Below are 24,976 nucleotides of genomic sequence, written 5' to 3'. Positions count from 1 at the left end.
CACACCTCTTTTCGCATGTATGAAGGAAGAGTATGACAACCTGCACCTCGCGGGCGGCTTGGGTGCACCTGCTGCGCCGTCTGCATTTTTTTATCGGTCTGTTTGTTGGGCCATTTATTTTCGTCGCGGCCCTGACGGGCACACTGTATGTCGCCACGCCGCCGCTAGAGAACCTGCTATATCGCGATGCGCTACACGGCACCGTTGGCGGAGAGCGGCAGCCAATAGCCGTGCAGATTGCGGCTGCGGAACGCGCATTGAATACGCCGTTGCGTCTGAGCGCCGTTCGACCTGCGTTGGAAGCGGGTGAAACCACACGCGTGATGTTTGCCGATCCGGTGCTTCAGGCCTCGGAAAATCGCGCCATCTTTGTTGATCCGGTAACGTTGGCGGTGAAAGGCGATATGACGGTCTATGGCACCAGCGGTATTTTACCGCTGCGTCAGTGGATTGATTATGCGCATCGCTCGCTGCTGCTGGGGGATATGGGGCGTTTGTACAGCGAGCTGGCCGCCTCGTGGATGTGGGTAGCGGCGTTGGGGGGAATCGCTCTGTGGGCCTTTACCCGCCCTAAGCGGCGCATTAAAAATCGTCTGCAGAATACGCGCCGCGTTCATGTCACCCTTGGCTGGTGTCTACTGGTGGGGATGCTGCTGTTCTCCGCCACCGGCTTAACCTGGTCGCAGTGGGCCGGAGGGAATGTCGATAAGCTGCGCGCTGCTTTTGGTTGGCTGACACCGCAGGTCAATACCCAACTGCACGGTGGTGAGATGATGGCGATGGATCCTCATGCGGAGCATCGCGGCCATGCTGACGAGATGATGCCGCATGCCTCGCCGATCGCCTGGGATCGGATCGATGCCGTCCTTAACGTTGCTCAGCGCGGCGGCATCGATGCAACCCATCTGGAGATCCGCCCGCCGCGCAGCGCCGATCGCGCGTGGACGGTAACTGAGATCGACCGACGCTGGCCCACGCAGGTCGATGCCGTAGCGGTTGATCCGCACTCTCTGGCGATTATCGACTACACGCAGTTTGCTGATTTCCCGCTGATGGCAAAGCTCACGCGCTGGGGTGTTGATTTCCATATGGGGATCCTGTTCGGTTTACCAAACCAGCTTTTGTTGATCGCCTTTGGGCTGGCGCTGTGCGTGGCGATTGTGATGGGCTATCGGCTCTGGTGGATTAAACGTCCTGCTCAGATATCGATCAGCCCGCTGCAAACGCTGACGCAAAGCTGGCTGGCATTGGCGCTGCCTGCGCGTACTGTAACACTCGTCGTCACCGTGGCACTTGGTCTGGCGTTGCCGGTGATGGGGGCAAGTTTGCTGCTGTTTGTTGCCATTGACTGGGTGCGCTGGCGCAGCAGGGTCGCACAGGGATTATCGCGCGTAGCTGAGTAGCGCGCTTAACTCAGGGTGAACGCATTGGCGTTCGCCCTTTTTTATACCTCTTAATTAAAAGTGTAATTATTATTGTACACTTTAATGGCGATTATTTTGCCATTAATAGGGTGGTGTAAATAATAATTTACGTATTTTGGATTGATATCTTTACTCGTTGTGATATTGTGAGTTCACCTCATTGAGGAAACAACTATCGCAAACGAGCCATAACAGGTAATGCCATCATGCAAAAAGACGCGCTGAACAACGTAAATATCGCCGATGAACAGGTTTTGATCACCCCGGATCAGCTGAAAGCTGAATTCCCGCTCACCGTTGAGCAGGAAGCGCAAATCGCCCAGTCACGTAAAACGATTTCTGACATTATCTCCGGTCGCGATCCGCGTCTGCTGGTAGTGTGTGGGCCTTGCTCCATCCACGATCCTGAAGCTGCCATCGAATATGCGCGTCGATTTAAAACACTGGCGGAAGAGGTCAGCGATAGCCTCTACCTGGTGATGCGCGTCTATTTTGAGAAGCCGCGTACCACCGTCGGCTGGAAAGGGCTTATCAACGATCCGCACATGGATGGCTCGTTTGATGTGGAAGGCGGACTGAAAATTGCCCGTCGTCTGTTGGTTGAACTGGTCAGCATGGGGCTGCCGCTGGCAACCGAAGCGCTGGATCCGAACAGCCCGCAGTACCTGGGCGATCTGTTCAGCTGGTCAGCGATTGGCGCGCGTACCACAGAATCACAAACTCACCGCGAAATGGCTTCTGGCCTGTCAATGCCGGTCGGTTTCAAAAACGGCACCGATGGCTCGCTGGCGACCGCCATCAACGCGATGCGCGCAGCGGCGATGCCGCACCGTTTCGTGGGTATCAACCAGGCCGGTCAGGTTTGCCTGCTGCGCACTCAGGGCAACCCGGATGGTCACGTAATTCTGCGCGGCGGTAAAAAGCCGAACTACGGCCCGGAAGATGTCGCGCAGTGTGAAAAAGAGATGGAACAGGCGGGACTGCGCGCATCGCTGATGGTAGATTGCAGTCATGGTAATTCCAATAAAGACTACCGTCGTCAGCCTGCGGTAGCGGAATCCGTTGTCGCGCAGATCAAGGACGGTAACCGTTCCATTATTGGTCTGATGATTGAGAGCAACATTCACGAAGGCAATCAGTCTTCCGAGCAGCCGCGCTGTGATATGAAATACGGCGTATCGGTAACCGATGCATGCATCAGCTGGGAAACGACCGATGCGCTGCTGCGTGAGCTCGACAAGGATTTACGCGGCCATCTGGCGGCTCGTCTGGCGTAAGAGGATTGTATGGTTGCTGAACTGACCGCGCTACGCGATCAAATTGATGAAGTGGATAAGGCGCTGCTGAACCTGCTGGCGAAGCGTCTGGAACTGGTGGCGGAAGTTGGCGAAGTCAAAAGCCAGTACGGCCTGCCGATTTATGTTCCGGAACGTGAGGCTTCAATGCTGGCTTCGCGTCGCAAAGAGGCTGCCGCATTAGGCGTGCCGCCGGATTTGATTGAAGACGTGCTGCGTCGGGTGATGCGCGAGTCCTACTCCAGCGAAAACGACAAAGGCTTCAAAACGCTCTGTCCGTCGCTGCGCCCGGTGGTGATTGTCGGCGGCGGCGGCCAGATGGGACGGCTGTTTGAAAAAATGCTGACCCTGTCCGGCTACCAGGTGCGGACGTTGGAAAAAGAAGACTGGGCAAACGCGCCAGAAATGGTGGCGGATGCCGGTATGGTCATCGTCAGCGTGCCAATCCATGTGACTGAACAGGTGATTGCGAAGCTGCCGCCATTACCTGCGGACTGCATTCTGGTGGATCTGGCCTCGGTGAAAGCCGGGCCGATTCAGGCGATGCTGTCGGCACATTCGGGGCCTGTTGTGGGGCTGCACCCGATGTTTGGCCCTGACAGCGGCAGCCTGGCCAAACAGGTGGTGGTCTACTGCGATGGTCGCCAGCCGGAAGCCTACCAGTGGTTCCTTGAGCAGATTCAGGTTTGGGGCGCGCGTTTGCACCGTATCAGCGCGGTTGAGCATGACCAGAATATGGCGTTTATCCAGGCGCTGCGCCACTTTGCGACTTTCGCCTATGGCCTGCATCTGGCGGAAGAGAACGTGCAGTTGGAACAACTGCTGGCGCTCTCTTCACCGATCTACCGCCTGGAACTGGCGATGGTAGGCCGTCTGTTTGCCCAGGATCCGCAGTTGTACGCCGACATTATTATGTCGTCCGGCAACAACCTGGCGCTGATTAAACGTTACTACCAGCGTTTTGGCGAGGCAATTGGCCTGCTGGAGCAGGGCGATAAGCAGGCGTTTATCGACAGCTTCCGTAAGGTGGAACACTGGTTCGGCGACTACGCGCAGCGTTTCCAGAGTGAGAGCCGCGTCCTGTTACGCCAGGCGAATGACAGTCGGCAGTAACCGAAAACTGTATATACTTGAAAGCCAGGGGAAATCCTCTGGCTTTTTTTATGGGATAAAGACGATGGCTAAAGCAAACCTGCTGTTTGATTACACCGGACATCTGCCGGAATGCCCGACCTGGAGTGACGCCGAGCAGGCGCTGTACTGGGCGGATATCATGGAGTGTGAAATTCACCGCTATGTACCTGCGACGGGCGACCACCAGATCTTACAGTTCCCGGAAGAGGTTGGCTGTTTTGCGCTGCGGGAGAAGGGGGGCTTTATCGTCGCGCTACGCAGCGCAATCTGGCTTGCCGATAGCCGCGGTCTGCTCCAGCATAAAATCTGCGATAACCCAAGCAATCCACAGCTGGCGCGCTTTAATGACGGCGGCACCGATCGCGATGGACGTTTTTATGCCGGTACCTTCTGGGGGCCGGGTGACTACAACGGTGCGCTGTTGGTGAGGGTCGATAACCAACTGAGGCCAAAGGTGATTCAGTGTGATATTCACGGCGCGAACGGTCTGGCATTCAGCGCGGATAAACGCTGGATGTACACCTCGGATACGCCGAACGGGGTGATTTATCGTACGCCGCTGGACGCCGACGGCGAGCCGGGAACTCGGGAGATTTTCCGCTTGTTTAAAGACGGTGAGGGGATCCCGGACGGCGCGGCCATCGATGAAGAAGGCTGTTACTGGAGTGCGATGTTTGACGGCTGGCGAGTGGCTCGCTTCTCACCAACGGGAGAGCAGCTTGCGGAATATCGTCTGCCGGTGCGTTGCCCGACAATGGTCTGCTTCGGTGGCGCGGATATGCGTACGCTGTTTATTACCACGACGCGTGAGAATATGTCGGCTGATGAGGTGGCGAAGTATCCACTGTCCGGCGCTATCTTCACCCTGCCAGTGGCGGTGGCAGGGATGAAGAAACGGCCTTTTATCGAACGTTAGACCGGGTCGACCGGTACGACGTTTTCGCTTGGGTAGCAACCCAGCACTTTCATCGAGCGGGTAATACCGGAAAGCTCTTTGAGCGCCTTTTGCATCGGCAGCGCGTCCAGGTTCGCCTGGACGTCGAGATAAAACATCTCTTCCCACGGATTGCCGTGAATCGGGCGCGATTCGAGCTTGGTCATGATCAGGTTGTGATTACGCAATACCAGCAGCGCTTCAACCAGCGCACCGGCCTGCTGCCCGGTGGCGATCAGCAGGGTGGTTTTCGCTGGCACCTGGTCGGAGACGTTCACCGCCTTGCGCGCCAGAACCAGAAAACGTGTGATGTTCTGCGTCTGATTTGCCTGGCAGTGTTCCAGCACCTGCAAACCATACAGCTTGCCGCCGGCTTCGCTACCCAGCGCCGCGACGGTTGGTGAGTTGGCCTGCGCCACTTTCTCCATTGCTGCCGAGGTGCTCTCGGTGTACTCAATTTTCCACTGCGGATAATGGCTCAGGAACTGGCTGCACTGCTGGAACGGTTGCGGGTGGCTATACACCGTCTCAATGGTGTCGAGTGTGGTTGTACCGTTTACCAGCACGCAGTGGTCGATAGGGACCGTCATTTCACCCACGATCGACAGGCTGGTGTGTTGCAGCAGGTCGTAGACGTCGTTAATACCGCCGGAGCTGGTGTTTTCAATCGGCACCACGGCGTAGTCAGCCTGGCCGGTCTCAACCTGGTTAAAGATATCGGCAAACTTCAGGCAGCCGCTTTCGATGAACTGCTCAAAGTGGCGGGCTGCGTACTGGCGGGCCGCCAGATGAGAGTAGGAGCCTTTCGGGCCCAGAAACGCAATACGCGCTGAATGTGGGTTAATCTTATTCAGGTGCTGCTGGAGCAGCGTTTGCTGGGTAAGCACGGAATCTTCAATGATGAGCTGGAACAGGCGGGTGATGTAGTGCGCGTCAAGCTGGTGGGTTTTGCCCAGCGTAATCAAGCGCTCCAGCAGATCACGCTCGCGGTCGATATCGCGGACCGGGCGGTGAGAGGCCAGCTTGGCTTTACCGACCTCAATGGCCAGACCACGGCGCTCGGCCAGCAGGCTCACTAATTTCTCATCAAGGGCGCTTATCTTATCGCGTATCGCCAGTAACGGGTTTTCCGAAGTCATCATGTTTGCCTTTCTTGTTATCAATAAAAAAGGCCCCCCGGTGCGGGAGGCCTTATTGTTCGTCTTCGCATTCTTTATCACACGACGAAACGCCTCCCATTCAGGGGAAGGTAAAAAAGAATGCGAAGAAAAACGGTAGAAGTTTCACTATCAGGTTAAATCCTTAGCGTGATGAGGTTTTACAGTACTCGTTCTGTTTTCGTTCTGTCAATAAAAAACGCGCCCGAAGGCGCGTTGGCGATACACATTAAAGTACAAAGTTCAGTTTACTCTTCTTCAACTTCTTCTACGAAGCTTGCGTCTTTCACCGACGTTGCGGCGCGACGGGCTTCCCCTTTGTGTTGCACCTTATTGAGCTGCCGTTCCAGCTTGTTGATCAATTCGTTAATGGCGGTATACATATCTTCATGTTTCGCACTGGCGACCAGATGCCCGTTCGGGGTGTTCATCGTGGCGTCCGCTACAAATCCCTGTGGCTCTTTGGACAGAATGATATGCGGGTTGATTAAGTGGGTTTGCCATTTTTCCAATTTTGCGAGACGGTCTGCGACATGCTGGCGAATAGCCGGAGTAATTTCCATTTGTTTACTGGTAATGTTCATTGTCATAAATTTTACCTCTTGTCTTTCCGTCTTGGTGATTCCAGCATACCTCGGATTTGCTTAAAATGTGTGATAAAGATCACATTATTTTGTCACTTTTTGTCAGCGCATTCATTTTGTGAGTCAAGACAGGAAGAAGTGATTTTTTACTTGTCGATTCGGGAAAATACAGCCATATTTGATAGGATGACCTGGCGCTAAACCGCTTCAGCAAGTCATTAAAACGAATAAAAAAACGGCAGCCATCGGGCTGCCGTTTTGCTTTCTAAAAGGTTTGAATCAGGACTGAGTGCTTTTGCCGTTGGCGGCAATGATTTTCGCGACTTTATCAGCCTGTGCCGTCATCTGCATTTCGCGGTAGGCATTTTCCATCTTCGGCAGAGCATCGCGAGTCGCCTGAGTATCCGGGAAGTTACGCATCATGTTTTCGACGCGGTTTACGACAGCAACCCACGCGCCGCGGGCGGTGTAGTAATCAACAACGGAAAGTTCATACTTCGCCAGACGGTCTTTCAGGAAGATAAGACGTTTGTTGGCGTCGGTGACGTATTGACTGTTCGGGTAGCCGCGCACCAGCTTCGAGAAGTCGTTAAATGCGTCACGGGCGTGCTGCGGATCGCGGTCGGAGCGGTCTACGCCGAAGAAGCCCTGCAGCGCGCTATCGTCCAGCGCCATGTTGGTTAAGCCGCGCATGTACATCACGTAGTCGATGTTCGGGTGCGTCGGGTTCAGACGAATGAAACGGTCAATGGCGGCCTGAGCCAGCGGCAGATCGGCATTTTTGTAGTATGCGTAGATCAGATCCAGCTGTACCTGTTGAGAATATGGCCCGAACGGATAGCGGTTATCCAACGCTTCCAGTTGCGTTATTGCCTGTTTCCAGTTACCGTCCTGCAGCTTTTGCTGAGCAGTTGCGTAGATTTCATTAGGCGGATTATCAGGAACCTCTTCCTTTGAACCAGAGCACCCCGCCAAAGCCAGGCTCAACGTGGCCGCTGCCACCAGATATTTCATGCGCGTCATGACGTTTTGACTTTCCTCAAAATGTTTATACGGGATATTCACAGTTCCTGTTCCCGATTAAGACCAGCTACAATAGCACACTATATTAAACGGCGAAGCCGTAAAAACCCAACGTTAACGAAGAAGCTGTATATGGCACAACGAGTACAACTCACCGCAACGGTGTCCGAGTCACAACTCGGTCAACGCTTAGATCAGGCTTTGGCCGAAATGTTCCCTGATTATTCGCGATCGCGCATAAAAGAGTGGATCCTCGACCAGCGCGTTCAGGTCAATGGCAAAGTTTCAGACAAGCCGAAAGAAAAAGTCATGGGTGGCGAGTCCGTCGCTATCGATGCTGAAATCGACGAAGAGATCCGCTTTGAAGCGCAGGATATCCCACTCGATATTGTATATGAAGATGATGATATCCTCGTCATCAATAAGCCGCGCGACCTGGTTGTTCACCCGGGCGCTGGTAACCCGGATGGCACGGTGCTGAATGCGCTGCTGCATTACTATCCGCCGATTGCCGATGTGCCGCGTGCGGGCATCGTCCACCGTCTGGATAAAGACACCACCGGTTTAATGGTGGTGGCCAAAACCGTTCCGGCGCAAACACGCCTGGTTGAATCACTGCAGCTGCGCGAGATTACCCGCGAGTATGAAGCGGTGGCGATTGGTCACATGACTGCGGGCGGTACCGTTGAGGAACCGATTAGCCGTCACCCGACCAAACGTACGCACATGGCGGTTCACCCGATGGGGAAACCGGCGGTAACGCACTATCGTATTATGGAACACTTCCGTGTGCACACGCGTCTGCGGCTGCGTCTGGAAACCGGGCGTACGCACCAGATCCGCGTGCACATGGCGCACATCACCCATCCGCTGGTGGGCGATCAGGTCTACGGTGGCCGTCCGCGTCCGCCAAAAGGCGCGTCGGATGAGTTCATTTCCGTACTGCGTAAGTTTGACCGCCAGGCGCTGCATGCGACTATGCTGCGTCTCTATCACCCGATCTCGGGGATTGAAATGGAATGGCATGCGCCTATCCCGCAGGATATGGTCGATTTGATCGCCGCGATGCGTGCCGACTTTGAAGAACATAAGGATGACGTAGACTGGTTATGACCAAAATCATTGTCCCGGAATGGCCGCTGCCGCAAGGCGTGGCCGCCTGTAGTTCAACGCGCGTCGGTGGCGTCAGTGAAGGCGCGTGGGATTCTCTGAATCTCGGCGCTCACTGTGGTGATAATCCCGAACACGTTGAGGAGAACCGTAAGCGTATGTTCGCGGCGGGCCAACTGCCGTCGAAACCGGTGTGGCTGGAGCAGGTGCACGGTAAAGATGTGCTGCATCTGACCGGCGAGCCCTATGCTTCGAAGCGTGCGGATGCCTCCTACAGTAATACGCCCGGGACAGTGTGCGCGGTGATGACAGCGGATTGCCTTCCGGTTCTGTTTTGCAATAAAGCAGGAACGGAAGTGGCCGCGGCACATGCGGGCTGGCGCGGTTTATGCGACGGCGTGCTGGAAGAGACCGTCGCCTGCTTCAAAGACCGTCCCGAAAATATCCTTGCCTGGTTTGGCCCGGCGATTGGTCCGCAGGCTTTTGAAGTCGGCCCGGAAGTGCGTGAAGCGTTTATGGCCAAAGACGCCAACGCGGTTAGCGCATTTCGTCCAGCAGGCGAAAAATATTATGCCGACATCTACCTTTTGGCACGTCAGCGTTTAGGGAATATTGGCGTCACCGCCGTCTTTGGCGGCGACCGCTGTACTTTCAGCGAAAAGGATGATTTTTTCTCTTATCGCCGCGACCGTATTACGGGTCGTATGGCAAGTTTCATCTGGCTGATATAACCTATAGAATCAAGACGATCCAGAAGGCAGACATTTTTTTCTCATAGACCAGGTCATTTAACCTTGAATAATTGAGGGATGACCTCATTTAATCTCCTGTAGCAAAATTGACCTATATATGGGAGGAGTCATGCGTCTGGATCGTCTTACCAATAAATTCCAGCTTGCTCTTGCCGATGCTCAGTCACTCGCACTGGGGCACGACAACCAATTTATCGAACCTCTTCATTTAATGAGCGCCTTGCTGAATCAGGAAGGGGGCTCGGTACGTCCTTTATTAACATCCGCGGGCATTAATGCCGGCCAGCTACGCACGGCTATCGATCAGGCGCTGAGCCGTTTACCTCAGGTGGAAGGCACCGGGGGAGACGTGCAGCCGTCTCAGGATCTGATGCGCGTGCTGAATCTGTGCGACAAGCTGGCGCAAAAACGCGGCGATAACTTTATTTCGTCAGAACTGTTCGTTCTGGCGGCGCTTGAGTCTCGTGGCACTCTGACCGACCTGCTAAAAACCGCGGGCGCAACTACCGCCAATATCACTCAGGCAATTGAACAGATGCGTGGAGGTGAAAGCGTGAATGACCAGGGTGCCGAGGACCAACGTCAGGCATTGAAAAAATACACTGTCGATCTGACTGAACGCGCCGAGCAAGGCAAGCTCGACCCGGTGATCGGCCGTGATGAAGAAATTCGTCGTACCATCCAGGTACTGCAACGTCGTACTAAAAATAACCCCGTCTTGATCGGTGAGCCGGGCGTCGGTAAAACCGCCATTGTTGAAGGGCTGGCGCAACGTATTATCAACGGTGAAGTGCCGGAAGGCTTGAAAGGCCGCCGCGTACTGGCGTTGGATATGGGGGCGCTGGTGGCCGGGGCGAAATACCGCGGTGAGTTTGAAGAGCGTCTGAAAGGCGTGCTGAACGATCTGGCAAAACAGGAAGGCAACGTCATCCTGTTTATCGACGAGCTGCACACCATGGTTGGCGCGGGTAAAGCCGATGGCGCCATGGATGCCGGTAATATGCTGAAACCGGCGCTGGCGCGCGGGGAACTGCACTGCGTTGGTGCGACCACGCTGGATGAATATCGTCAGTACATTGAAAAAGATGCGGCGCTGGAACGTCGCTTCCAGAAAGTGTTCGTGGCAGAGCCGTCGGTGGAAGACACCATTGCGATTTTGCGTGGTCTGAAAGAGCGTTATGAACTGCATCACCACGTGCAGATCACCGACCCGGCGATTGTCGCGGCGGCGACGCTCTCTCACCGCTATATTGCCGACCGTCAGTTGCCGGATAAAGCCATCGACCTTATCGATGAAGCAGCTTCCAGCATTCGTATGCAGATTGACTCGAAGCCGGAAGAGCTCGACCGTCTCGATCGCCGTATCATTCAGTTGAAGCTGGAACAGCAGGCGCTGATGAAAGAGTCTGACGAGGCGAGTAAGAAACGTCTCGACATGCTGAACGACGAGCTGAGCGATAAAGAGCGTCAGTACTCTGAGTTAGAAGAAGAGTGGAAAGCGGAAAAAGCGTCACTCTCTGGGACGCAAACTATCAAAGCGGAGCTGGAGCAGGCGAAAATCGCCATCGAACAGGCGCGTCGTGTCGGTGACCTGGCGCGGATGTCCGAGCTGCAGTACGGCAAAATTCCGGAACTGGAAAAACAGTTGGAAGCGGCGACGCTGTCCGAAGGCAAAACCATGCGCCTGCTGCGTAATAAGGTGACGGATGCGGAGATTGCCGAAGTACTGGCGCGTTGGACCGGTATTCCGGTGGCCCGTATGCTGGAAGGTGAGCGTGAGAAGCTGCTGCGTATGGAGCAGGATCTGCATAGCCGCGTGATTGGCCAGAACGAAGCGGTTGAAGCGGTCTCTAACGCGATTCGCCGTAGCCGTGCAGGGCTGTCTGACCCGAACCGTCCGATTGGTTCATTCCTGTTCCTGGGGCCAACCGGGGTAGGTAAAACCGAACTGTGTAAAGCGCTGGCTAACTTTATGTTCGACAGCGATGACGCGATGGTGCGTATCGACATGTCCGAGTTTATGGAGAAACACTCCGTGTCTCGTCTCGTGGGCGCGCCTCCGGGATATGTCGGTTATGAAGAGGGCGGCTATCTGACAGAGGCGGTGCGTCGTCGTCCTTACTCCGTCATCCTGCTGGATGAAGTAGAGAAAGCGCATCCGGATGTATTCAACATTCTGCTGCAGGTTCTGGACGATGGGCGTCTGACCGACGGGCAGGGGAGAACGGTCGACTTCCGTAACACGGTGGTCATCATGACCTCTAACCTCGGTTCTGACCTGATTCAGGAGCGCTTCGGTGAACTGGACTACGGGCATATGAAAGATCTGGTACTGGGCGTGGTCAGCCACAGCTTCCGTCCAGAGTTCATCAACCGTATTGATGAAGTGGTTGTTTTCCATCCGTTGGGTGAAAAACACATTGCGTCGATTGCGCAGATTCAGCTGCAGCGTTTGTACAAACGTCTGGAAGAACGTGGCTATGAAACACAGATCTCTGACGAAGCTCTGCAACTGCTGAGTAAAAATGGTTACGATCCGGTGTATGGCGCACGTCCGCTGAAACGTGCTATCCAGCAGCAGATTGAGAACCCGCTGGCACAGCAAATCTTGTCTGGCGAGCTGTTGCCGGGTAAAACCATTCGCCTGGAAGTGAAAGACGATCAGATTGTGGCAGTGCAGTAAGTCACAAAAAGAAGAAAACGAGCCCTACGGGGCTCGTTTTTGTTTAAAAACCAGGCAAAAATAAGATAATTGAATGAAAAGTGAGCGCGTGAAAACTTTTTTCTATTTTATACTTGCGGCTTCTCATTTTCTCCCTATAATGCGCCTCCACTGACACGGAACAACGGCAAACAAGCCGCCGGGTCAACGAGGTTCTCCTGAGAACGTCGGCGAAGAAAGCGAAAATAAACGCTTGACTTCGTAGCAGGGTGGCGTATTATGCACACCCTGCGCCGCTGAGAAAAAGCGAAGCGGCACTGCTCTTTAACAATTTATCAGACAATCTGTGTGGGCACTCGAAGATACGGATTCTTAACGTCGCAAGACGAAAAATGAATACCAAGTCTCTGAGTGAACACGTAATTCATTACGAAGTTTAATTCACGAGCATCAAACTTAAATTGAAGAGTTTGATCATGGCTCAGATTGAACGCTGGCGGCAGGCCTAACACATGCAAGTCGAACGGTAGCACAGAGAGCTTGCTCTTGGGTGACGAGTGGCGGACGGGTGAGTAATGTCTGGGAAACTGCCCGATGGAGGGGGATAACTACTGGAAACGGTAGCTAATACCGCATAACGTCGCAAGACCAAAGTGGGGGACCTTCGGGCCTCACACCATCGGATGTGCCCAGATGGGATTAGCTAGTAGGTGGGGTAACGGCTCACCTAGGCGACGATCCCTAGCTGGTCTGAGAGGATGACCAGCCACACTGGAACTGAGACACGGTCCAGACTCCTACGGGAGGCAGCAGTGGGGAATATTGCACAATGGGCGCAAGCCTGATGCAGCCATGCCGCGTGTATGAAGAAGGCCTTCGGGTTGTAAAGTACTTTCAGCGAGGAGGAAGGCGTTGTGGTTAATAACCTCAGCGATTGACGTTACTCGCAGAAGAAGCACCGGCTAACTCCGTGCCAGCAGCCGCGGTAATACGGAGGGTGCAAGCGTTAATCGGAATTACTGGGCGTAAAGCGCACGCAGGCGGTTTGTTAAGTCAGATGTGAAATCCCCGGGCTCAACCTGGGAACTGCATTTGAAACTGGCAAGCTTGAGTCTCGTAGAGGGGGTAGAATTCCAGGTGTAGCGGTGAAATGCGTAGAGATCTGGAGGAATACCGGTGGCGAAGGCGGCCCCCTGGACGAAGACTGACGCTCAGGTGCGAAAGCGTGGGGAGCAAACAGGATTAGATACCCTGGTAGTCCACGCCGTAAACGATGTCTATTTGGAGGTTGTGCCCTTGAGGCGTGGCTTCCGGAGCTAACGCGTTAAATAGACCGCCTGGGGAGTACGGCCGCAAGGTTAAAACTCAAATGAATTGACGGGGGCCCGCACAAGCGGTGGAGCATGTGGTTTAATTCGATGCAACGCGAAGAACCTTACCTACTCTTGACATCCAGAGAACTTAGCAGAGATGCTTTGGTGCCTTCGGGAACTCTGAGACAGGTGCTGCATGGCTGTCGTCAGCTCGTGTTGTGAAATGTTGGGTTAAGTCCCGCAACGAGCGCAACCCTTATCCTTTGTTGCCAGCGGTTCGGCCGGGAACTCAAAGGAGACTGCCAGTGATAAACTGGAGGAAGGTGGGGATGACGTCAAGTCATCATGGCCCTTACGAGTAGGGCTACACACGTGCTACAATGGCATATACAAAGAGAAGCGACCTCGCGAGAGCAAGCGGACCTCATAAAGTATGTCGTAGTCCGGATTGGAGTCTGCAACTCGACTCCATGAAGTCGGAATCGCTAGTAATCGTAGATCAGAATGCTACGGTGAATACGTTCCCGGGCCTTGTACACACCGCCCGTCACACCATGGGAGTGGGTTGCAAAAGAAGTAGGTAGCTTAACCTTCGGGAGGGCGCTTACCACTTTGTGATTCATGACTGGGGTGAAGTCGTAACAAGGTAACCGTAGGGGAACCTGCGGTTGGATCACCTCCTTACCTTAAAGAAGCGTTCTTTGAAGTGCTCACACAGATTGTCTGATGAAAAGTAAATAGCAAGGCGTCTTGCGATTGAGACTTCAGTGTCCCCTTCGTCTAGAGGCCCAGGACACCGCCCTTTCACGGCGGTAACAGGGGTTCGAATCCCCTAGGGGACGCCACTTGCTGGTTTGTGTGAGTGAAAGTCGCCGACCTTAATATCTCAAAACTCATCTTCGGGTGACGTTTGAGATATTTGCTCTTTAAAAATCTGGATCAAGCTGAAAATTGAAACGACACACTGTGTCTGTTCTCCGTAATAAGAACAGATAAAAGGTGTGTTCGAGTCTCTCAAATTTTCGCAACACGAAGTGAAACATCTTCGGGTTGTGAGGTTAAGCGACTAAGCGTACACGGTGGATGCCCTGGCAGTCAGAGGCGATGAAGGACGTGCTAATCTGCGATAAGCGTCGGTAAGGTGATATGAACCGTTATAACCGGCGATTTCCGAATGGGGAAACCCAGTGTGTTTCGACACACTATCATTACGTGAATCCATAGCGTAATGAAGCGAACCGGGGGAACTGAAACATCTAAGTACCCCGAGGAAAAGAAATCAACCGAGATTCCCCCAGTAGCGGCGAGCGAACGGGGAGCAGCCCAGAGTCTGAATCAGCTTGTGTGTTAGTGGAACGGTCTGGAAAGTCCGACGGTACAGGGTGATAGTCCCGTACACCAAAATGCACAGGTTGTGAACTCGAAGAGTAGGGCGGGACACGTGGTATCCTGTCTGAATATGGGGGGACCATCCTCCAAGGCTAAATACTCCTGACTGACCGATAGTGAACCAGTACCGTGAGGGAAAGGCGAAAAGAACCCCGGCGAGGGGAGTGAAAAAGAACCTGAAACCGTGTACGTACAAGCAGTGGGAGCACCCTTTGGGGTGTGACTGCGTACCTTTTGTATAATGGGTCAGCGACTTATATTCTGTAGCAAGGTTAACCGTATAGGGGAGCCGAAGGGAAACCGAGTCTTAACTGGGCGTTAAGTTGCAGGGTATAGACCCGAAACCCGGTGATCTAGCCATGGGCAGGTTGAAGGTTGGGTAACACTAACTGGAGGACCGAACCGACTAATGTTGAAAAATTAGCGGATGACTTGTGGCTGGGGGTGAAAGGCCAATCAAACCGGGAGATAGCTGGTTCTCCCCGAAAGCTATTTAGGTAGCGCCTCGTGAACTCATCTTCGGGGGTAGAGCACTGTTTCGGCTAGGGGGTCATCCCGACTTACCAACCCGATGCAAACTGCGAATACCGAAGAATGTTATCACGGGAGACACACGGCGGGTGCTAACGTCCGTCGTGAAGAGGGAAACAACCCAGACCGCCAGCTAAGGTCCCAAAGTCACAGTTAAGTGGGAAACGATGTGGGAAGGCTCAGACAGCCAGGATGTTGGCTTAGAAGCAGCCATCATTTAAAGAAAGCGTAATAGCTCACTGGTCGAGTCGGCCTGCGCGGAAGATGTAACGGGGCTAAACTGTGCACCGAAGCTGCGGCAGCGACACTATGTGTTGTTGGGTAGGGGAGCGTTCTGTAAGCCTGCGAAGGTGTCTCGTGAGGGATGCTGGAGGTATCAGAAGTGCGAATGCTGACATAAGTAACGATAATGCGGGTGAAAAACCCGCACGCCGGAAGACCAAGGGTTCCTGTCCAACGTTAATCGGGGCAGGGTGAGTCGACCCCTAAGGCGAGGCCGAAAGGCGTAGTCGATGGGAAACAGGTTAATATTCCTGTACTTGGTGTTACTGCGAAGGGGGGACGGAGAAGGCTATGTTAGCCGGGCGACGGTTGTCCCGGTTTAAGCATGTAGGCGGGTGTTTTAGGTAAATCCGGAACGCTACTAACGCTGAGGTGTGATGACGAGGCACTACGGTGCTGAAGTAACAAATGCCCTGCTTCCAGGAAAAGCCTCTAAGCATCAGGTAACATCAAATCGTACCCCAAACCGACACAGGTGGTCAGGTAGAGAATACCAAGGCGCTTGAGAGAACTCGGGTGAAGGAACTAGGCAAAATGGTGCCGTAACTTCGGGAGAAGGCACGCTGATACGTAGGTGAAGTCCCTTGCGGATGGAGCTGAAATCAGTCGAAGATACCAGCTGGCTGCAACTGTTTATTAAAAACACAGCACTGTGCAAACACGAAAGTGGACGTATACGGTGTGACGCCTGCCCGGTGCCGGAAGGTTAATTGATGGGGTTAGCGGCAACGCGAAGCTCTTGATCGAAGCCCCGGTAAACGGCGGCCGTAACTATAACGGTCCTAAGGTAGCGAAATTCCTTGTCGGGTAAGTTCCGACCTGCACGAATGGCGTAATGATGGCCAGGCTGTCTCCACCCGAGACTCAGTGAAATTGAACTCGCTGTGAAGATGCAGTGTACCCGCGGCAAGACGGAAAGACCCCGTGAACCTTTACTATAGCTTGACACTGAACACTGGTCCTTGATGTGTAGGATAGGTGGGAGGCTTTGAAGCGCGGACGCCAGTTCGTGTGGAGCCATCCTTGAAATACCACCCTTTAATGGCTGGTGTTCTAACGTAGACCCGTTACCCGGGTTGCGGACAGTGTCTGGTGGGTAGTTTGACTGGGGCGGTCTCCTCCTAAAGAGTAACGGAGGAGCACGAAGGTTAGCTAATCCTGGTCGGACATCAGGAGGTTAGTGCAAAGGCATAAGCTAGCTTGACTGCGAGAGTGACGGCTCGAGCAGGTGCGAAAGCAGGTCTTAGTGATCCGGTGGTTCTGAATGGAAGGGCCATCGCTCAACGGATAAAAGGTACTCCGGGGATAACAGGCTGATACCGCCCAAGAGTTCATATCGACGGCGGTGTTTGGCACCTCGATGTCGGCTCATCACATCCTGGGGCTGAAGTAGGTCCCAAGGGTATGGCTGTTCGCCATTTAAAGTGGTACGCGAGCTGGGTTTAGAACGTCGTGAGACAGTTCGGTCCCTATCTGCCGTGGGCGCTGGAGAATTGAGGGGGGCTGCTCCTAGTACGAGAGGACCGGAGTGGACGCATCACTGGTGTTCGGGTTGTCATGCCAATGGCATTGCCCGGTAGCTAAATGCGGAAAAGATAAGTGCTGAAAGCATCTAAGCACGAAACTTGCCCCGAGATGAGTTCTCCCTGACCCTTTAAGGGTCCTGAAGGAACGTTGAAGACGACGACGTTGATAGGTCGGGTGTGTAAGCGTAGCGATACGTTGAGCTAACCGATACTAATGAACCGTGAGGCTTAACCTTACAACGCCGAAGATGTTTTGGCGAAGAGACGAAGATTCAGCTTGATTACAGATGACATCGACATGCTAAGGCGTGTTGATAAACAGAATTTGCCTGGCGGCTGTAGCGCGGTGGTCCCACCTGACCCCATGCCGAACTCAGAAGTGAAACGCCGTAGCGCCGATGGTAGTGTGGGGTCTCCCCATGCGAGAGTAGGGAACTGCCAGGCATCAATTAGTGAAGAAGCCCATCCTGACGGATGGGCTTTTTTGCGTCTGTACGATCCCGTCTCACATGCCGGATGTTGGCGCTAACATCTCCTTATGTGCACGTGATGCACAATACTCCACTTTTTTTCCACTCCATTTCCCTCTATTCCTCCTGCAGCTAATCCTAAATCGTGATCCTGCTAACAGAAAATGTGACTCTCATCACTAATTTGTAAATAACAATTATATAACATTTCATTTACTAAAATATCTGCCTGCGTGACGTGTACGCCCGGTAAGGCAGGAGAGCGCTTTTGGCAGGAGTTAACAAATGGCCGTAACCAGTGTGACCCCAGAAGAATCGCTGACCAACAGCGATACTCGCCGTCGCGTGATGGCAATTGTCGGGGCATCATCAGGGAACCTTGTTGAGTGGTTTGATTTCTACGTCTACTCGTTCTGTTCCCTCTATTTTGCTCACATCTTTTTCCCGTCAGGCAATACCACTACCCAACTGCTACAAACTGCTGGCGTATTCGCCGCGGGTTTTCTGATGCGCCCAATCGGTGGTTGGCTATTTGGCCGCATCGCAGACCGCCGTGGACGTAAGGTCTCGATGCTCATTTCCGTATGCATGATGTGCTTCGGCTCGTTAGTTATTGCTTGTTTGCCGGGCTACAGCGTGATTGGCACCTGGGCTCCCGCACTGCTACTGCTGGCGCGTTTGTTCCAGGGGCTGTCCGTCGGCGGCGAGTATGGTACCAGTGCCACCTACATGAGTGAGGTAGCGGTTGAAGGTCGTAAGGGCTTCTATGCGTCCTTCCAGTATGTCACGCTGATTGGCGGTCAATTGCTGGCTGTACTGGTGGTGGTAATTCTTCAAAATGTGCTTAGCAGCGAAGATCTTCACGCCTGGGGATGGCGAATTCCATTTGCCCTGGGGGCCGTACTGGCGATTGTCGCCCTGTGGCTGCGTCGCCAACTGGATGAAACCTCACAGAAAGAGACGCGCACGCTAAAGGAGGCCGGTTCATTCAAAGGGCTGTGGCGTAACCGCAAGGCATTTGTGATGGTGCTCGGTTTCACCGCCGCAGGCTCGCTGAGCTTCTACACCTTTACGACCTATATGCAGAAATATCTCGTAAACACCGCCGGGATGAGCGCCAATCTGGCAAGCGTCATTATGACTGCCGCGCTGTTCGTCTACATGCTGGTTCAGCCGTTCTTTGGACTGCTGTCGGATAAAGTCGGCCGCCGTACCTCGATGCTCTGCTTTGGCGCGCTGGCAACCCTGTTTACCGTGCCGATTCTCTCCGCGCTGCAGAACGTCACATCACCGTACGCGGCATTTGCGTTAGTCATGTGCGCGCTGCTTATTACCAGCTTCTATACCTCTATTAGCGGGATCCTGAAAGCTGAAATGTTCCCGGCGCAGGTGCGCGCGTTGGGGGTAGGCTTGTCTTATGCGGTGGCTAACGCCTTGTTTGGCGGTTCAGCCGAATACGTGGCGTTGTCGATGAAGTCTGCGGGTATCGAAACCGCCTTCTTCTGGTATGTGACGGTAATGGCGGCGATTGCTTTCCTGGTCTCACTTAAGCTGCATCGCAAAGGAAAAGGTCTACGCCTGTAGTTTAATGTTGCGCGAGCTGCCACACTGCATAGCCGGTGGTGGCGCCGGCAACGTCCCAGGCTAAGTCTTTCCAGCTCCAGCCGCTCCCCGCCGGGCGGCTGTCCCAAAGCTCTTTTGACGCCCCCAGGCTGACGGAAAACATCAGGCCAACCGCCGCGCTGCGATCGCGGCTGAGCCCCTGGTGCTGCGCATACTCATTACCGGCGGCTGAAAGCATGGCCGAGGCAATAAAATGCTGAGCTTTATCCTGCCCGCTCCAGCTATCGTTCGCCATGTGGCTGCAACCGCTGAGCGCCAGCATTGTGCACATCAGAAGAGGACGTAGCATAAAGACTCCAGTCATAAAAAAGCCCCGATGTGCGGGGCTTCAGTTTACAGGATACGGCTAATCAGCCTGTCGATACGAATTCGACGCAGACGGCGAATCAGCTTGCGCACTTTTACCGGATAGTCCGCGATGCTTTGTAGGTCGCGGAAGTGATTAACCACCGTTGTGTGCTTACGGATAAGATCCAGCTCTTTCTGGCGCATCGACGCCAGCTGCTTTTTCGGATCGTGAATCAGCACCGCGTTTTCCAGATCAAGACGCCACGCACGAGGGTTGAGGTTATTGCCGGTCAGCAGAATCCACTCGTTGTCGACCCACATCCCTTTCAGGTGATAGCTATTATCGCCATCTTTCCACAGGCGCACCGTCAGCTGATCGGTATTGATGTAATATTGCAGGCGGCTCAGGAAGCGGCGCAGGTTAATTTCATACAGATAAGGCAGCGCGCCGATAATTTTAAACGGCTCATTTTCCGGAATATAGAAGTCATTCGCCGTTTTGTCACCGACGATAATCTCCACTTTCTTCCCTTCGCGCAGCAGACGAATGATGCTGCGGACCAGCAATGCTGGCAGGTTAAAGTAAGGGGTGCAGATAGTGAGCTTTTCTTCGGTGCACGGCATCAGGTGGAAAATCGCTTTATTCAGCTGGCTGGTTTTCCCCAGACCAACCAGCGGCGTAACCGTCAGCTCATCATCACCGGCATTACCTGTGAAATGGTAGCTGGTATCACGCAGTTCCTGGCGATACTGGCGGATATCATTTTTGATTTCCGGGCTTTTCGGACGCTCAGTGTTGTCCAGACGATTCACGCCACGGCCTTCGACCAGATTCTCCGATACCCAGTTGAACATGATATCGGCCATCTGCGGATTGCGAATACACTGGTAGCGATCATAACGATATTTATCGTGCTGATGCAGATAGACATCATTGATGCTCGCGCCGCTATACAGCACGCAGTCATCAATGATGAAGCCTTTAAAGTGCAGTACGCCGAGCGCTTCACGGGTATTTACCGGCACGCCATAAACGGGAACCTCGACACCTGGGTTCTCTTTTGCGGTGCGGCAGTACCAGTCCGCGTTGGTATTGGATGCGGCAGCACCAATGCGCCCACGCTGTGCGCGATGCCAGTCAACCAGCACGCGAACATCGAGTTCCGGGCGTTGACGTTTGGCATCGTACAGGGCTTGCAGAATCATCTTTCCGGCGTCGTCCTGCTCAAGGTACAACGCGACGATACAGATTCGGCGCGTGGCGCTGGCGATTTTTGCGAGCAACGCTTCACGAAAATCTGCTGGAGCATAAAAAAACTCAATATCATCAACAGACTGTGAAAGCTTGGGTAGTTGGGCAAGGTGTTGTTGATGTTTATTACGCTTAAATTTTGACAACATCACAGTGCGTTTCTTCTCTGGTTTAGTGAAGGGTCCTCTGTACCACGCAGACGACGTAAGCGGTCAATGATACCATCTCTGTCGGGTAAGGGCAGCATTTCCAGCAGCTTAGTCATCACTTAGCCTTAATGACAGCCCGACAATGCCATCTTCCAGCTGAATATCTACGTCAAAACCGAGCTTCCTCGCCAGGGCAATCATTCCACGATTGTTTGGCATGGTAATACCATTCAGGCGCTGTAAACCATGAGATCGGGTGTAGCCAATAAGTTTGTCCAGCAGACGCCCACCCAGCCCCAGACCTTTCAGGTCGGAGCGCACTAATACAGCAAATTCCGCATCAATGTTGTCGGGATCGGAAATCGCGCGAGTCACTCCCAGGATCTCGGTACGATCGCCTGACGAATAGACTGCCACGAAAGCCATTTCTCGATCGTAGTCGATCTGCGTCATATTGGCTAAATCGTCGTGGGTAAATTCGTTGATCTCGCTGAAATAGCGGTAATAAAGATCTTCTTTCGTCACCCGGGCGATAAACTGCTGCAGTAGCGGCTCGTCTTCCGGCAGAATTGGGCGGAACAGGCAGCGCTCGCCGTTCTTCATGGTCACCCACTCTTCAAGGTGCTGCGGGTAAGGCCGCACCGCCAGTCGACTTTCGCTTGACCCGCTAAATGGCGCAATATCCAGCGTCACGTCCAGAGCGGTAAATTCGTTGCCAGAGGCAAGCAGCGGGTGAATATCCAGCCGCTGAATCTCCGGGCAATCCACAATCAGGTTCGACACCTGTACCAGCAGTTGGCTCAACCCCGCAACATCCAGCGGCCGCAGCGCGCTACGCCCGCGGATTTTCTTGTTTTTAATCGCCTGAATGACCAGATAGCGCGCCAGCGTCATATTCAACGGCGGTAAGGCGACAGCGGCCTGATCCTCTGCGCGCCATTCCACACCGCCTTCACCCAGCATAATCAGCGGTCCGAAAACCGGATCGTGTTCGACGACGACGCGCAGCTCCTGAGCGCCAGCGCGGTTAGCCATACTTTGCACCAGCAGCCCGTGAATACGTGCCTGTGGCCAGGTCATTTTTACACGGTCAAGGATGGCGTCCGCCGCCTGCTGCACTTCGCTGGCGGTACGCAGGTAGAGCATGACGCCCTGAACTTCCGATTTATGCGGAATGTCCGGCGAACGAAGCTTAAGCGCGACCGGATAACCAATCTGCTCGGCAATGTGTACGGCCTCGGCGCTGTCTGCGGCAATCCAGGTGGGAAGCGTATTCAGGCCGTAAGCGGCTAAAATTGGCCGTACTTCGTGCGTGTCCAGTGCGCTGATGCCGTTATCAATCGCTTGCTGTAATAATTCATGCGCCTGGCCGGTATTGGCGGTCAGGCTGTGCGGTAGGGCCGGGGTTTCCCGTAGCTGCTTCTGGTTGCGCCGGTACTCCACCATATGCATAAAGGCAGTAATGGTGCCTTCCGGCGTGCGGTAGGTCGGGATCCCGGCATCGCTGAACATCCGGCGCGCTTCTATCGATGAATACTCGCCGCACCAGTTGGTCAGTACGCTGATGTAGTTGCCGCGTGGGTGTTGCTTAATCAGGTCAATCAAGGCCGCGGCGCTTTCGCTGCCTGGCGCGGTGGCGCTGGGTGAGTGGATGACCATCAGCGCATCGAGGTCCGGGCTATTCAGCAATACATTCACCGCCGCCAGATAGTGGCCAATACTGGCATCATCACGTAAATCCAGCGGGTTGTTAGCCTCGACGGTATCGGGCAATAGCTGTTGAAGCTGCTGGCGCGTCTCGTCGCTCAGCGTGGCCAGCTTGCCATTACGCGCCCAGTGTTCATCTAACGCTAGCGCCGCAGGCGCCGCGCCGTTGCTGATGATCATCAGTCGCTCGCCGCGTAGCGGCCGCATATGACTGAGCGTTTCAACGGCAGAAAACAGTTCGTGCGTGTCCTGTACGCGGAGCAAACCCGCGCGCTGGATAGCCGCATCCCAGGCCGGATCCATTCCCGAATTCACGTGCAGTAGCCGCTGTGCCGCTGGGCTACGACCACTTTTAATCACCAGAATGGGCTTATTACGCGATGCGCTACGGGCGGCAGAGACAAAGCGGCGTGCGTCGCTGAGTTGCTCGAGATACAGCAGAATAGCGCTGGTTTTACTATCGCGCGCCAGATAATCGAGCAGATCGTCGACGTCGATATCGAGGCTGTCGCCGAGCGCGATAAAATAGGAGAAGCCCATTTCGCGCTGCTGCGCCCAGTCCAGTATCGTGTTGGAGACGGCGGCGGACTGCGAGATAAAGGCCAGCTTGCCCTTGCGGATGGGCACCGGCGAGAAGCTGGCGTTCAGCCCCTGCCACGGGGCCAGTAACCCGAGGCTGTTCGGCCCCAGTAGCCGCATCTGATAACGGGCGGCGCAAGCTTTTAGCTCGCTGAACTGGTCCGGAGGGGAGGAGAGAATAATACAGGTTTTGCAGCCTTTTTCGCCCAGTGACTCCAGCAGCTCAAGATTGCGGCGCGCATGGGTACACAACACCGCGAGATCGGGGGAGAAGGGGAGGCTTTCAATCGTCGGCCAGGCCAGCACGCCCAGCACGGCTTTCCACGCGGGCGTCACCGGTAATACCGGGCCCGCGAAACCACCCGCCAGCAGGTTTTGCATCATCAGAAAACCGGCGCGCTGAGGTTTCATTGATGCGCCAATCACTGCAATCGATTTGGGTCTCAGCAGTGCTTCCAGCCCACGTTGGCTCATACCGGTCTTCCTTACGCGACAATGACGGTAAGAGTTTAACCGTTTTCCGCCTCGACTGCTGTGACGCTGCCCTGATGCTGAGATTTTCCTGCCAGATAGCGGCTGCGAAAGCGGGTGAAATGCTCACTGAGTGCCGATGCAGCATGGGTATCATTCGCTAAATCGAGCAGCGCAATCGCCACTTCAGCGGTGCAATACTGCCCTTCGGCGTGCACTTCGCGCAGGCTGTAGGCCGATACGCGCGAAAGGTCGACGGAGATCAGCGGCAAATTGTCCAGCCACGGGCTTTTGCGAAACATTTTGCGCGCTTCCGGCCAGGTTCCGTCTAACATAATAAAGAGCGGTGGTTTACCTGATGGCGGGGCGCTCAACACTTGCCTGTCGGCATCGGCGTAGGAGGAAGGAAAGACGACCATCGGCTGATAATCGGGGTTGCTGACCAAATCCAGCAGCGCCTGGGGCGGTTCGGTACGCGACCATTGGAAAGCCTCGGTCTGTGGCAAAATATCGGCGATCAGACGGCCAGTATTACTGGGTTTCATCGGCTCGGTATCAAACATCACCAGGCAGAAACGACTTTTTGCCGGCTGCGGCGTGATGGTGTCACAGAGACAATAGCGCTGTACCAGCAGGCAACGCTGGCAGCGACGAACCCGGTTACCGCGGGCAAGAAAAGGACGAGTCGCGCGGGCAAGACGCTCGGCGCGCAACCGAAGAACGGCGTTATCAATCATGGGATTCGAACGGCAAAAACGCTATTGTCGCAGAGGCGGATTCGGGGCACAAGATGTGCCCCGTGGGTATCAGGCTTGCAGGGCCTCGTTCAGCCAGCTTTCAAACGGCGCTTTGGGGACGGCGCCGTTGAGCATATCGATCACTTCGCCATTTTTGAAAATCATAATGGTCGGGATACTGCGAATACGGAAGCGGGCGCTCAGTTCACGTTCGGCTTCGGTGTTCACTTTTACGAAGCGCATCGTGCTGCTGCGCTCTTCGGCGACGTCTTCAAATATCGGCGCAAAATTGCGGCAGGGGCCGCACCATGGCGCCCAGAAATCAACCACAACCGGGAGATCGTCCTTCAGCAGTTTGTCCAGCGTGCTGTCCGTGGCGTTAATAACATCGCCATCAAACAAGTCTTCACCACAGCGTCCACATTTTGCCGCCTCGTTAATGCGTTCTTCTGGAATGCGATTAAGCGCCTGGCAGTGGGCACAAACGGTATTCATAACTCACCTCTGGGTCTCGTGTTACAGAACGGCAATGTTGCCGGATGTTTCTATAATGTTACGCATTATCGTTCAGAGCGTATTAATCG

At 54.3% G+C, this 24,976-nt stretch carries 17 protein-coding genes, 1 tRNA gene, 3 rRNA genes and 1 other annotated feature; of the genes, 12 read left to right on the top strand and 9 right to left on the bottom strand.

Annotation, left to right across the window (positions count from 1 at the left end; all coding sequences use genetic code 11):
- The first annotated feature begins 32 nt into the window (after positions 1-32).
- From K7B04_RS23755 to K7B04_RS23740, 4 genes are all read left to right on the top strand, one after another.
- Entirely contained in the window at positions 33-1,403 is a 1,371-nt protein-coding gene (locus K7B04_RS23755; protein WP_223803158.1) for a PepSY-associated TM helix domain-containing protein, read from the top strand.
- 227 nt (positions 1,404-1,630) lie between these two features.
- Positions 1,631-2,701 carry a 3-deoxy-7-phosphoheptulonate synthase AroF gene (gene aroF, locus K7B04_RS23750; protein WP_064543372.1) on the top strand — a complete coding sequence of 357 codons (1,071 nt, stop codon included), beginning with the start codon at positions 1,631-1,633 and terminating at the stop codon, positions 2,699-2,701.
- Positions 2,702-2,710: 9 nt separating this feature from the next.
- The gene (gene tyrA, locus K7B04_RS23745) at positions 2,711-3,832 is read left to right on the top strand and encodes a bifunctional chorismate mutase/prephenate dehydrogenase (RefSeq protein ID WP_167575208.1); all 1,122 of its coding nucleotides are present in this window, start codon (positions 2,711-2,713) and stop codon (positions 3,830-3,832) included.
- Positions 3,833-3,896: 64 nt separating this feature from the next.
- Positions 3,897-4,769: an SMP-30/gluconolactonase/LRE family protein gene (locus K7B04_RS23740; protein ID WP_223803157.1), complete on the top strand. Its 873-nt coding sequence runs from the start codon at positions 3,897-3,899 to the stop codon at positions 4,767-4,769.
- On the opposite strand, the gene pheA is transcribed toward K7B04_RS23740, so the two are convergent.
- The 4 genes from pheA to bamD form a co-directional block, all read right to left on the bottom strand.
- Positions 4,766-5,926: a bifunctional chorismate mutase/prephenate dehydratase gene (gene pheA / locus K7B04_RS23735; RefSeq protein ID WP_163448369.1), complete on the bottom strand. Its 1,161-nt coding sequence runs from the start codon at positions 5,924-5,926 to the stop codon at positions 4,766-4,768. The two genes, K7B04_RS23740 and pheA, sit on opposite strands and share 4 nt — an antisense overlap.
- Positions 5,927-5,949: 23 nt before the next feature.
- Positions 5,950-6,075: a sequence feature (Phe leader region), on the bottom strand.
- On the bottom strand, positions 6,027-6,074 hold the full coding sequence (gene pheL / locus K7B04_RS23730; protein ID WP_121497579.1) for a pheA operon leader peptide PheL: 48 nt from the start codon (positions 6,072-6,074) through the stop codon (positions 6,027-6,029). (Overlaps the previous feature by 48 nt.)
- Positions 6,076-6,192: 117 nt before the next feature.
- Positions 6,193-6,534, bottom strand: coding sequence for a ribosome-associated translation inhibitor RaiA (gene raiA / locus K7B04_RS23725; RefSeq protein ID WP_064543378.1), 342 nt, complete (start codon positions 6,532-6,534; stop codon positions 6,193-6,195).
- A gap of 273 nt (positions 6,535-6,807) precedes the next feature.
- Positions 6,808-7,551: an outer membrane protein assembly factor BamD gene (gene bamD, locus K7B04_RS23720; protein WP_064543397.1), complete on the bottom strand. Its 744-nt coding sequence runs from the start codon at positions 7,549-7,551 to the stop codon at positions 6,808-6,810.
- Between the two features lie 132 nt (positions 7,552-7,683).
- Between bamD and rluD the strand changes: the two genes are divergently transcribed.
- From rluD to K7B04_RS23680, 8 genes are all read left to right on the top strand, one after another.
- A complete protein-coding gene (gene rluD, locus K7B04_RS23715) occupies positions 7,684-8,664 on the top strand; it encodes a 23S rRNA pseudouridine(1911/1915/1917) synthase RluD (protein ID WP_163448362.1) in 981 nt (326 codons plus the stop codon).
- Positions 8,661-9,392, top strand: coding sequence for a purine nucleoside phosphorylase YfiH (gene yfiH, locus K7B04_RS23710; RefSeq protein WP_223803156.1), 732 nt, complete (start codon positions 8,661-8,663; stop codon positions 9,390-9,392). The genes rluD and yfiH overlap by 4 nt, the downstream gene beginning before the upstream one ends.
- Before the next feature lie 130 nt (positions 9,393-9,522).
- A complete protein-coding gene (gene clpB, locus K7B04_RS23705) occupies positions 9,523-12,096 on the top strand; it encodes an ATP-dependent chaperone ClpB (protein ID WP_167575211.1) in 2,574 nt (857 codons plus the stop codon).
- A gap of 437 nt (positions 12,097-12,533) precedes the next feature.
- A 16S ribosomal RNA gene (locus tag K7B04_RS23700) occupies positions 12,534-14,072 on the top strand.
- Positions 14,073-14,157: 85 nt separating this feature from the next.
- Positions 14,158-14,233: transfer RNA gene (locus K7B04_RS23695), tRNA-Glu, on the top strand.
- Positions 14,234-14,444: 211 nt separating this feature from the next.
- Positions 14,445-17,352 (top strand): 23S ribosomal RNA (locus tag K7B04_RS23690).
- A gap of 92 nt (positions 17,353-17,444) precedes the next feature.
- Positions 17,445-17,560 (top strand): 5S ribosomal RNA (rrf, locus tag K7B04_RS23685).
- The 16S, 23S and 5S rRNA genes sit together here with 1 tRNA gene alongside, the layout of an rRNA operon.
- Positions 17,561-17,871: 311 nt before the next feature.
- Positions 17,872-19,170 (top strand): MFS transporter, encoded by a 1,299-nt coding sequence (locus K7B04_RS23680; RefSeq protein WP_167575212.1) that lies wholly within the window; start codon positions 17,872-17,874, stop codon positions 19,168-19,170.
- A 1-nt stretch (position 19,171) separates the two neighbouring features.
- Here the strand turns inward: K7B04_RS23680 and K7B04_RS23675 are convergent, their stop codons facing one another.
- From K7B04_RS23675 to trxC, 5 genes are all read right to left on the bottom strand, one after another.
- Positions 19,172-19,498, bottom strand: a complete 327-nt coding sequence (locus K7B04_RS23675) for a YfiM family lipoprotein (RefSeq protein ID WP_223803155.1) — start codon at positions 19,496-19,498, stop codon at positions 19,172-19,174.
- A gap of 44 nt (positions 19,499-19,542) precedes the next feature.
- Positions 19,543-20,898, bottom strand: a complete 1,356-nt coding sequence (gene pssA / locus K7B04_RS23670) for a CDP-diacylglycerol--serine O-phosphatidyltransferase (RefSeq protein WP_064543404.1) — start codon at positions 20,896-20,898, stop codon at positions 19,543-19,545.
- 108 nt (positions 20,899-21,006) lie between these two features.
- Positions 21,007-23,658, bottom strand: coding sequence for a protein lysine acetyltransferase (gene pat / locus K7B04_RS23665; protein WP_163448336.1), 2,652 nt, complete (start codon positions 23,656-23,658; stop codon positions 21,007-21,009).
- Positions 23,659-23,693: 35 nt separating this feature from the next.
- Positions 23,694-24,392, bottom strand: a complete 699-nt coding sequence (locus K7B04_RS23660) for a tRNA-uridine aminocarboxypropyltransferase (protein ID WP_167575214.1) — start codon at positions 24,390-24,392, stop codon at positions 23,694-23,696.
- 69 nt (positions 24,393-24,461) lie between these two features.
- Positions 24,462-24,887 (bottom strand): thioredoxin TrxC, encoded by a 426-nt coding sequence (gene trxC, locus K7B04_RS23655; RefSeq protein ID WP_064543411.1) that lies wholly within the window; start codon positions 24,885-24,887, stop codon positions 24,462-24,464.
- Between the last annotated feature and the right edge of the window lie 89 nt (positions 24,888-24,976).

Source organism: Kluyvera sp. CRP, from assembly GCF_019930565.1.
GTDB lineage: Bacteria > Pseudomonadota > Gammaproteobacteria > Enterobacterales > Enterobacteriaceae > Kluyvera > Kluyvera georgiana_A.
The sequence above is the reverse complement of the archived record's forward strand: the minus strand, read 5'-3'. Positions and strand labels throughout refer to the sequence as shown.

Bases quoted from the DNA above. Each gene is read 5' to 3' on its own strand.
- K7B04_RS23755 (WP_223803158.1), top strand. From the start codon at position 33: ATGACAACCTGCACCTCGCGGGCGGCTTGGGTGCACCTGCTGCGCCGT.
- aroF (WP_064543372.1), top strand. From the start codon at position 1,631: ATGCAAAAAGACGCGCTGAACAACGTAAATATCGCCGATGAACAGGTT.
- tyrA (WP_167575208.1), top strand. From the start codon at position 2,711: ATGGTTGCTGAACTGACCGCGCTACGCGATCAAATTGATGAAGTGGAT.
- K7B04_RS23740 (WP_223803157.1), top strand. From the start codon at position 3,897: ATGGCTAAAGCAAACCTGCTGTTTGATTACACCGGACATCTGCCGGAA.
- pheA (WP_163448369.1), bottom strand. From the start codon at position 5,926: ATGACTTCGGAAAACCCGTTACTGGCGATACGCGATAAGATAAGCGCC.
- raiA (WP_064543378.1), bottom strand. From the start codon at position 6,534: ATGACAATGAACATTACCAGTAAACAAATGGAAATTACTCCGGCTATT.
- bamD (WP_064543397.1), bottom strand. From the start codon at position 7,551: ATGACGCGCATGAAATATCTGGTGGCAGCGGCCACGTTGAGCCTGGCT.
- rluD (WP_163448362.1), top strand. From the start codon at position 7,684: ATGGCACAACGAGTACAACTCACCGCAACGGTGTCCGAGTCACAACTC.
- yfiH (WP_223803156.1), top strand. From the start codon at position 8,661: ATGACCAAAATCATTGTCCCGGAATGGCCGCTGCCGCAAGGCGTGGCC.
- clpB (WP_167575211.1), top strand. From the start codon at position 9,523: ATGCGTCTGGATCGTCTTACCAATAAATTCCAGCTTGCTCTTGCCGAT.
- K7B04_RS23680 (WP_167575212.1), top strand. From the start codon at position 17,872: ATGGCCGTAACCAGTGTGACCCCAGAAGAATCGCTGACCAACAGCGAT.
- K7B04_RS23675 (WP_223803155.1), bottom strand. From the start codon at position 19,498: ATGCTACGTCCTCTTCTGATGTGCACAATGCTGGCGCTCAGCGGTTGC.
- pssA (WP_064543404.1), bottom strand. From the start codon at position 20,898: ATGTTGTCAAAATTTAAGCGTAATAAACATCAACAACACCTTGCCCAA.
- pat (WP_163448336.1), bottom strand. From the start codon at position 23,658: ATGAGCCAACGTGGGCTGGAAGCACTGCTGAGACCCAAATCGATTGCA.
- K7B04_RS23660 (WP_167575214.1), bottom strand. From the start codon at position 24,392: ATGATTGATAACGCCGTTCTTCGGTTGCGCGCCGAGCGTCTTGCCCGC.
- trxC (WP_064543411.1), bottom strand. From the start codon at position 24,887: ATGAATACCGTTTGTGCCCACTGCCAGGCGCTTAATCGCATTCCAGAA.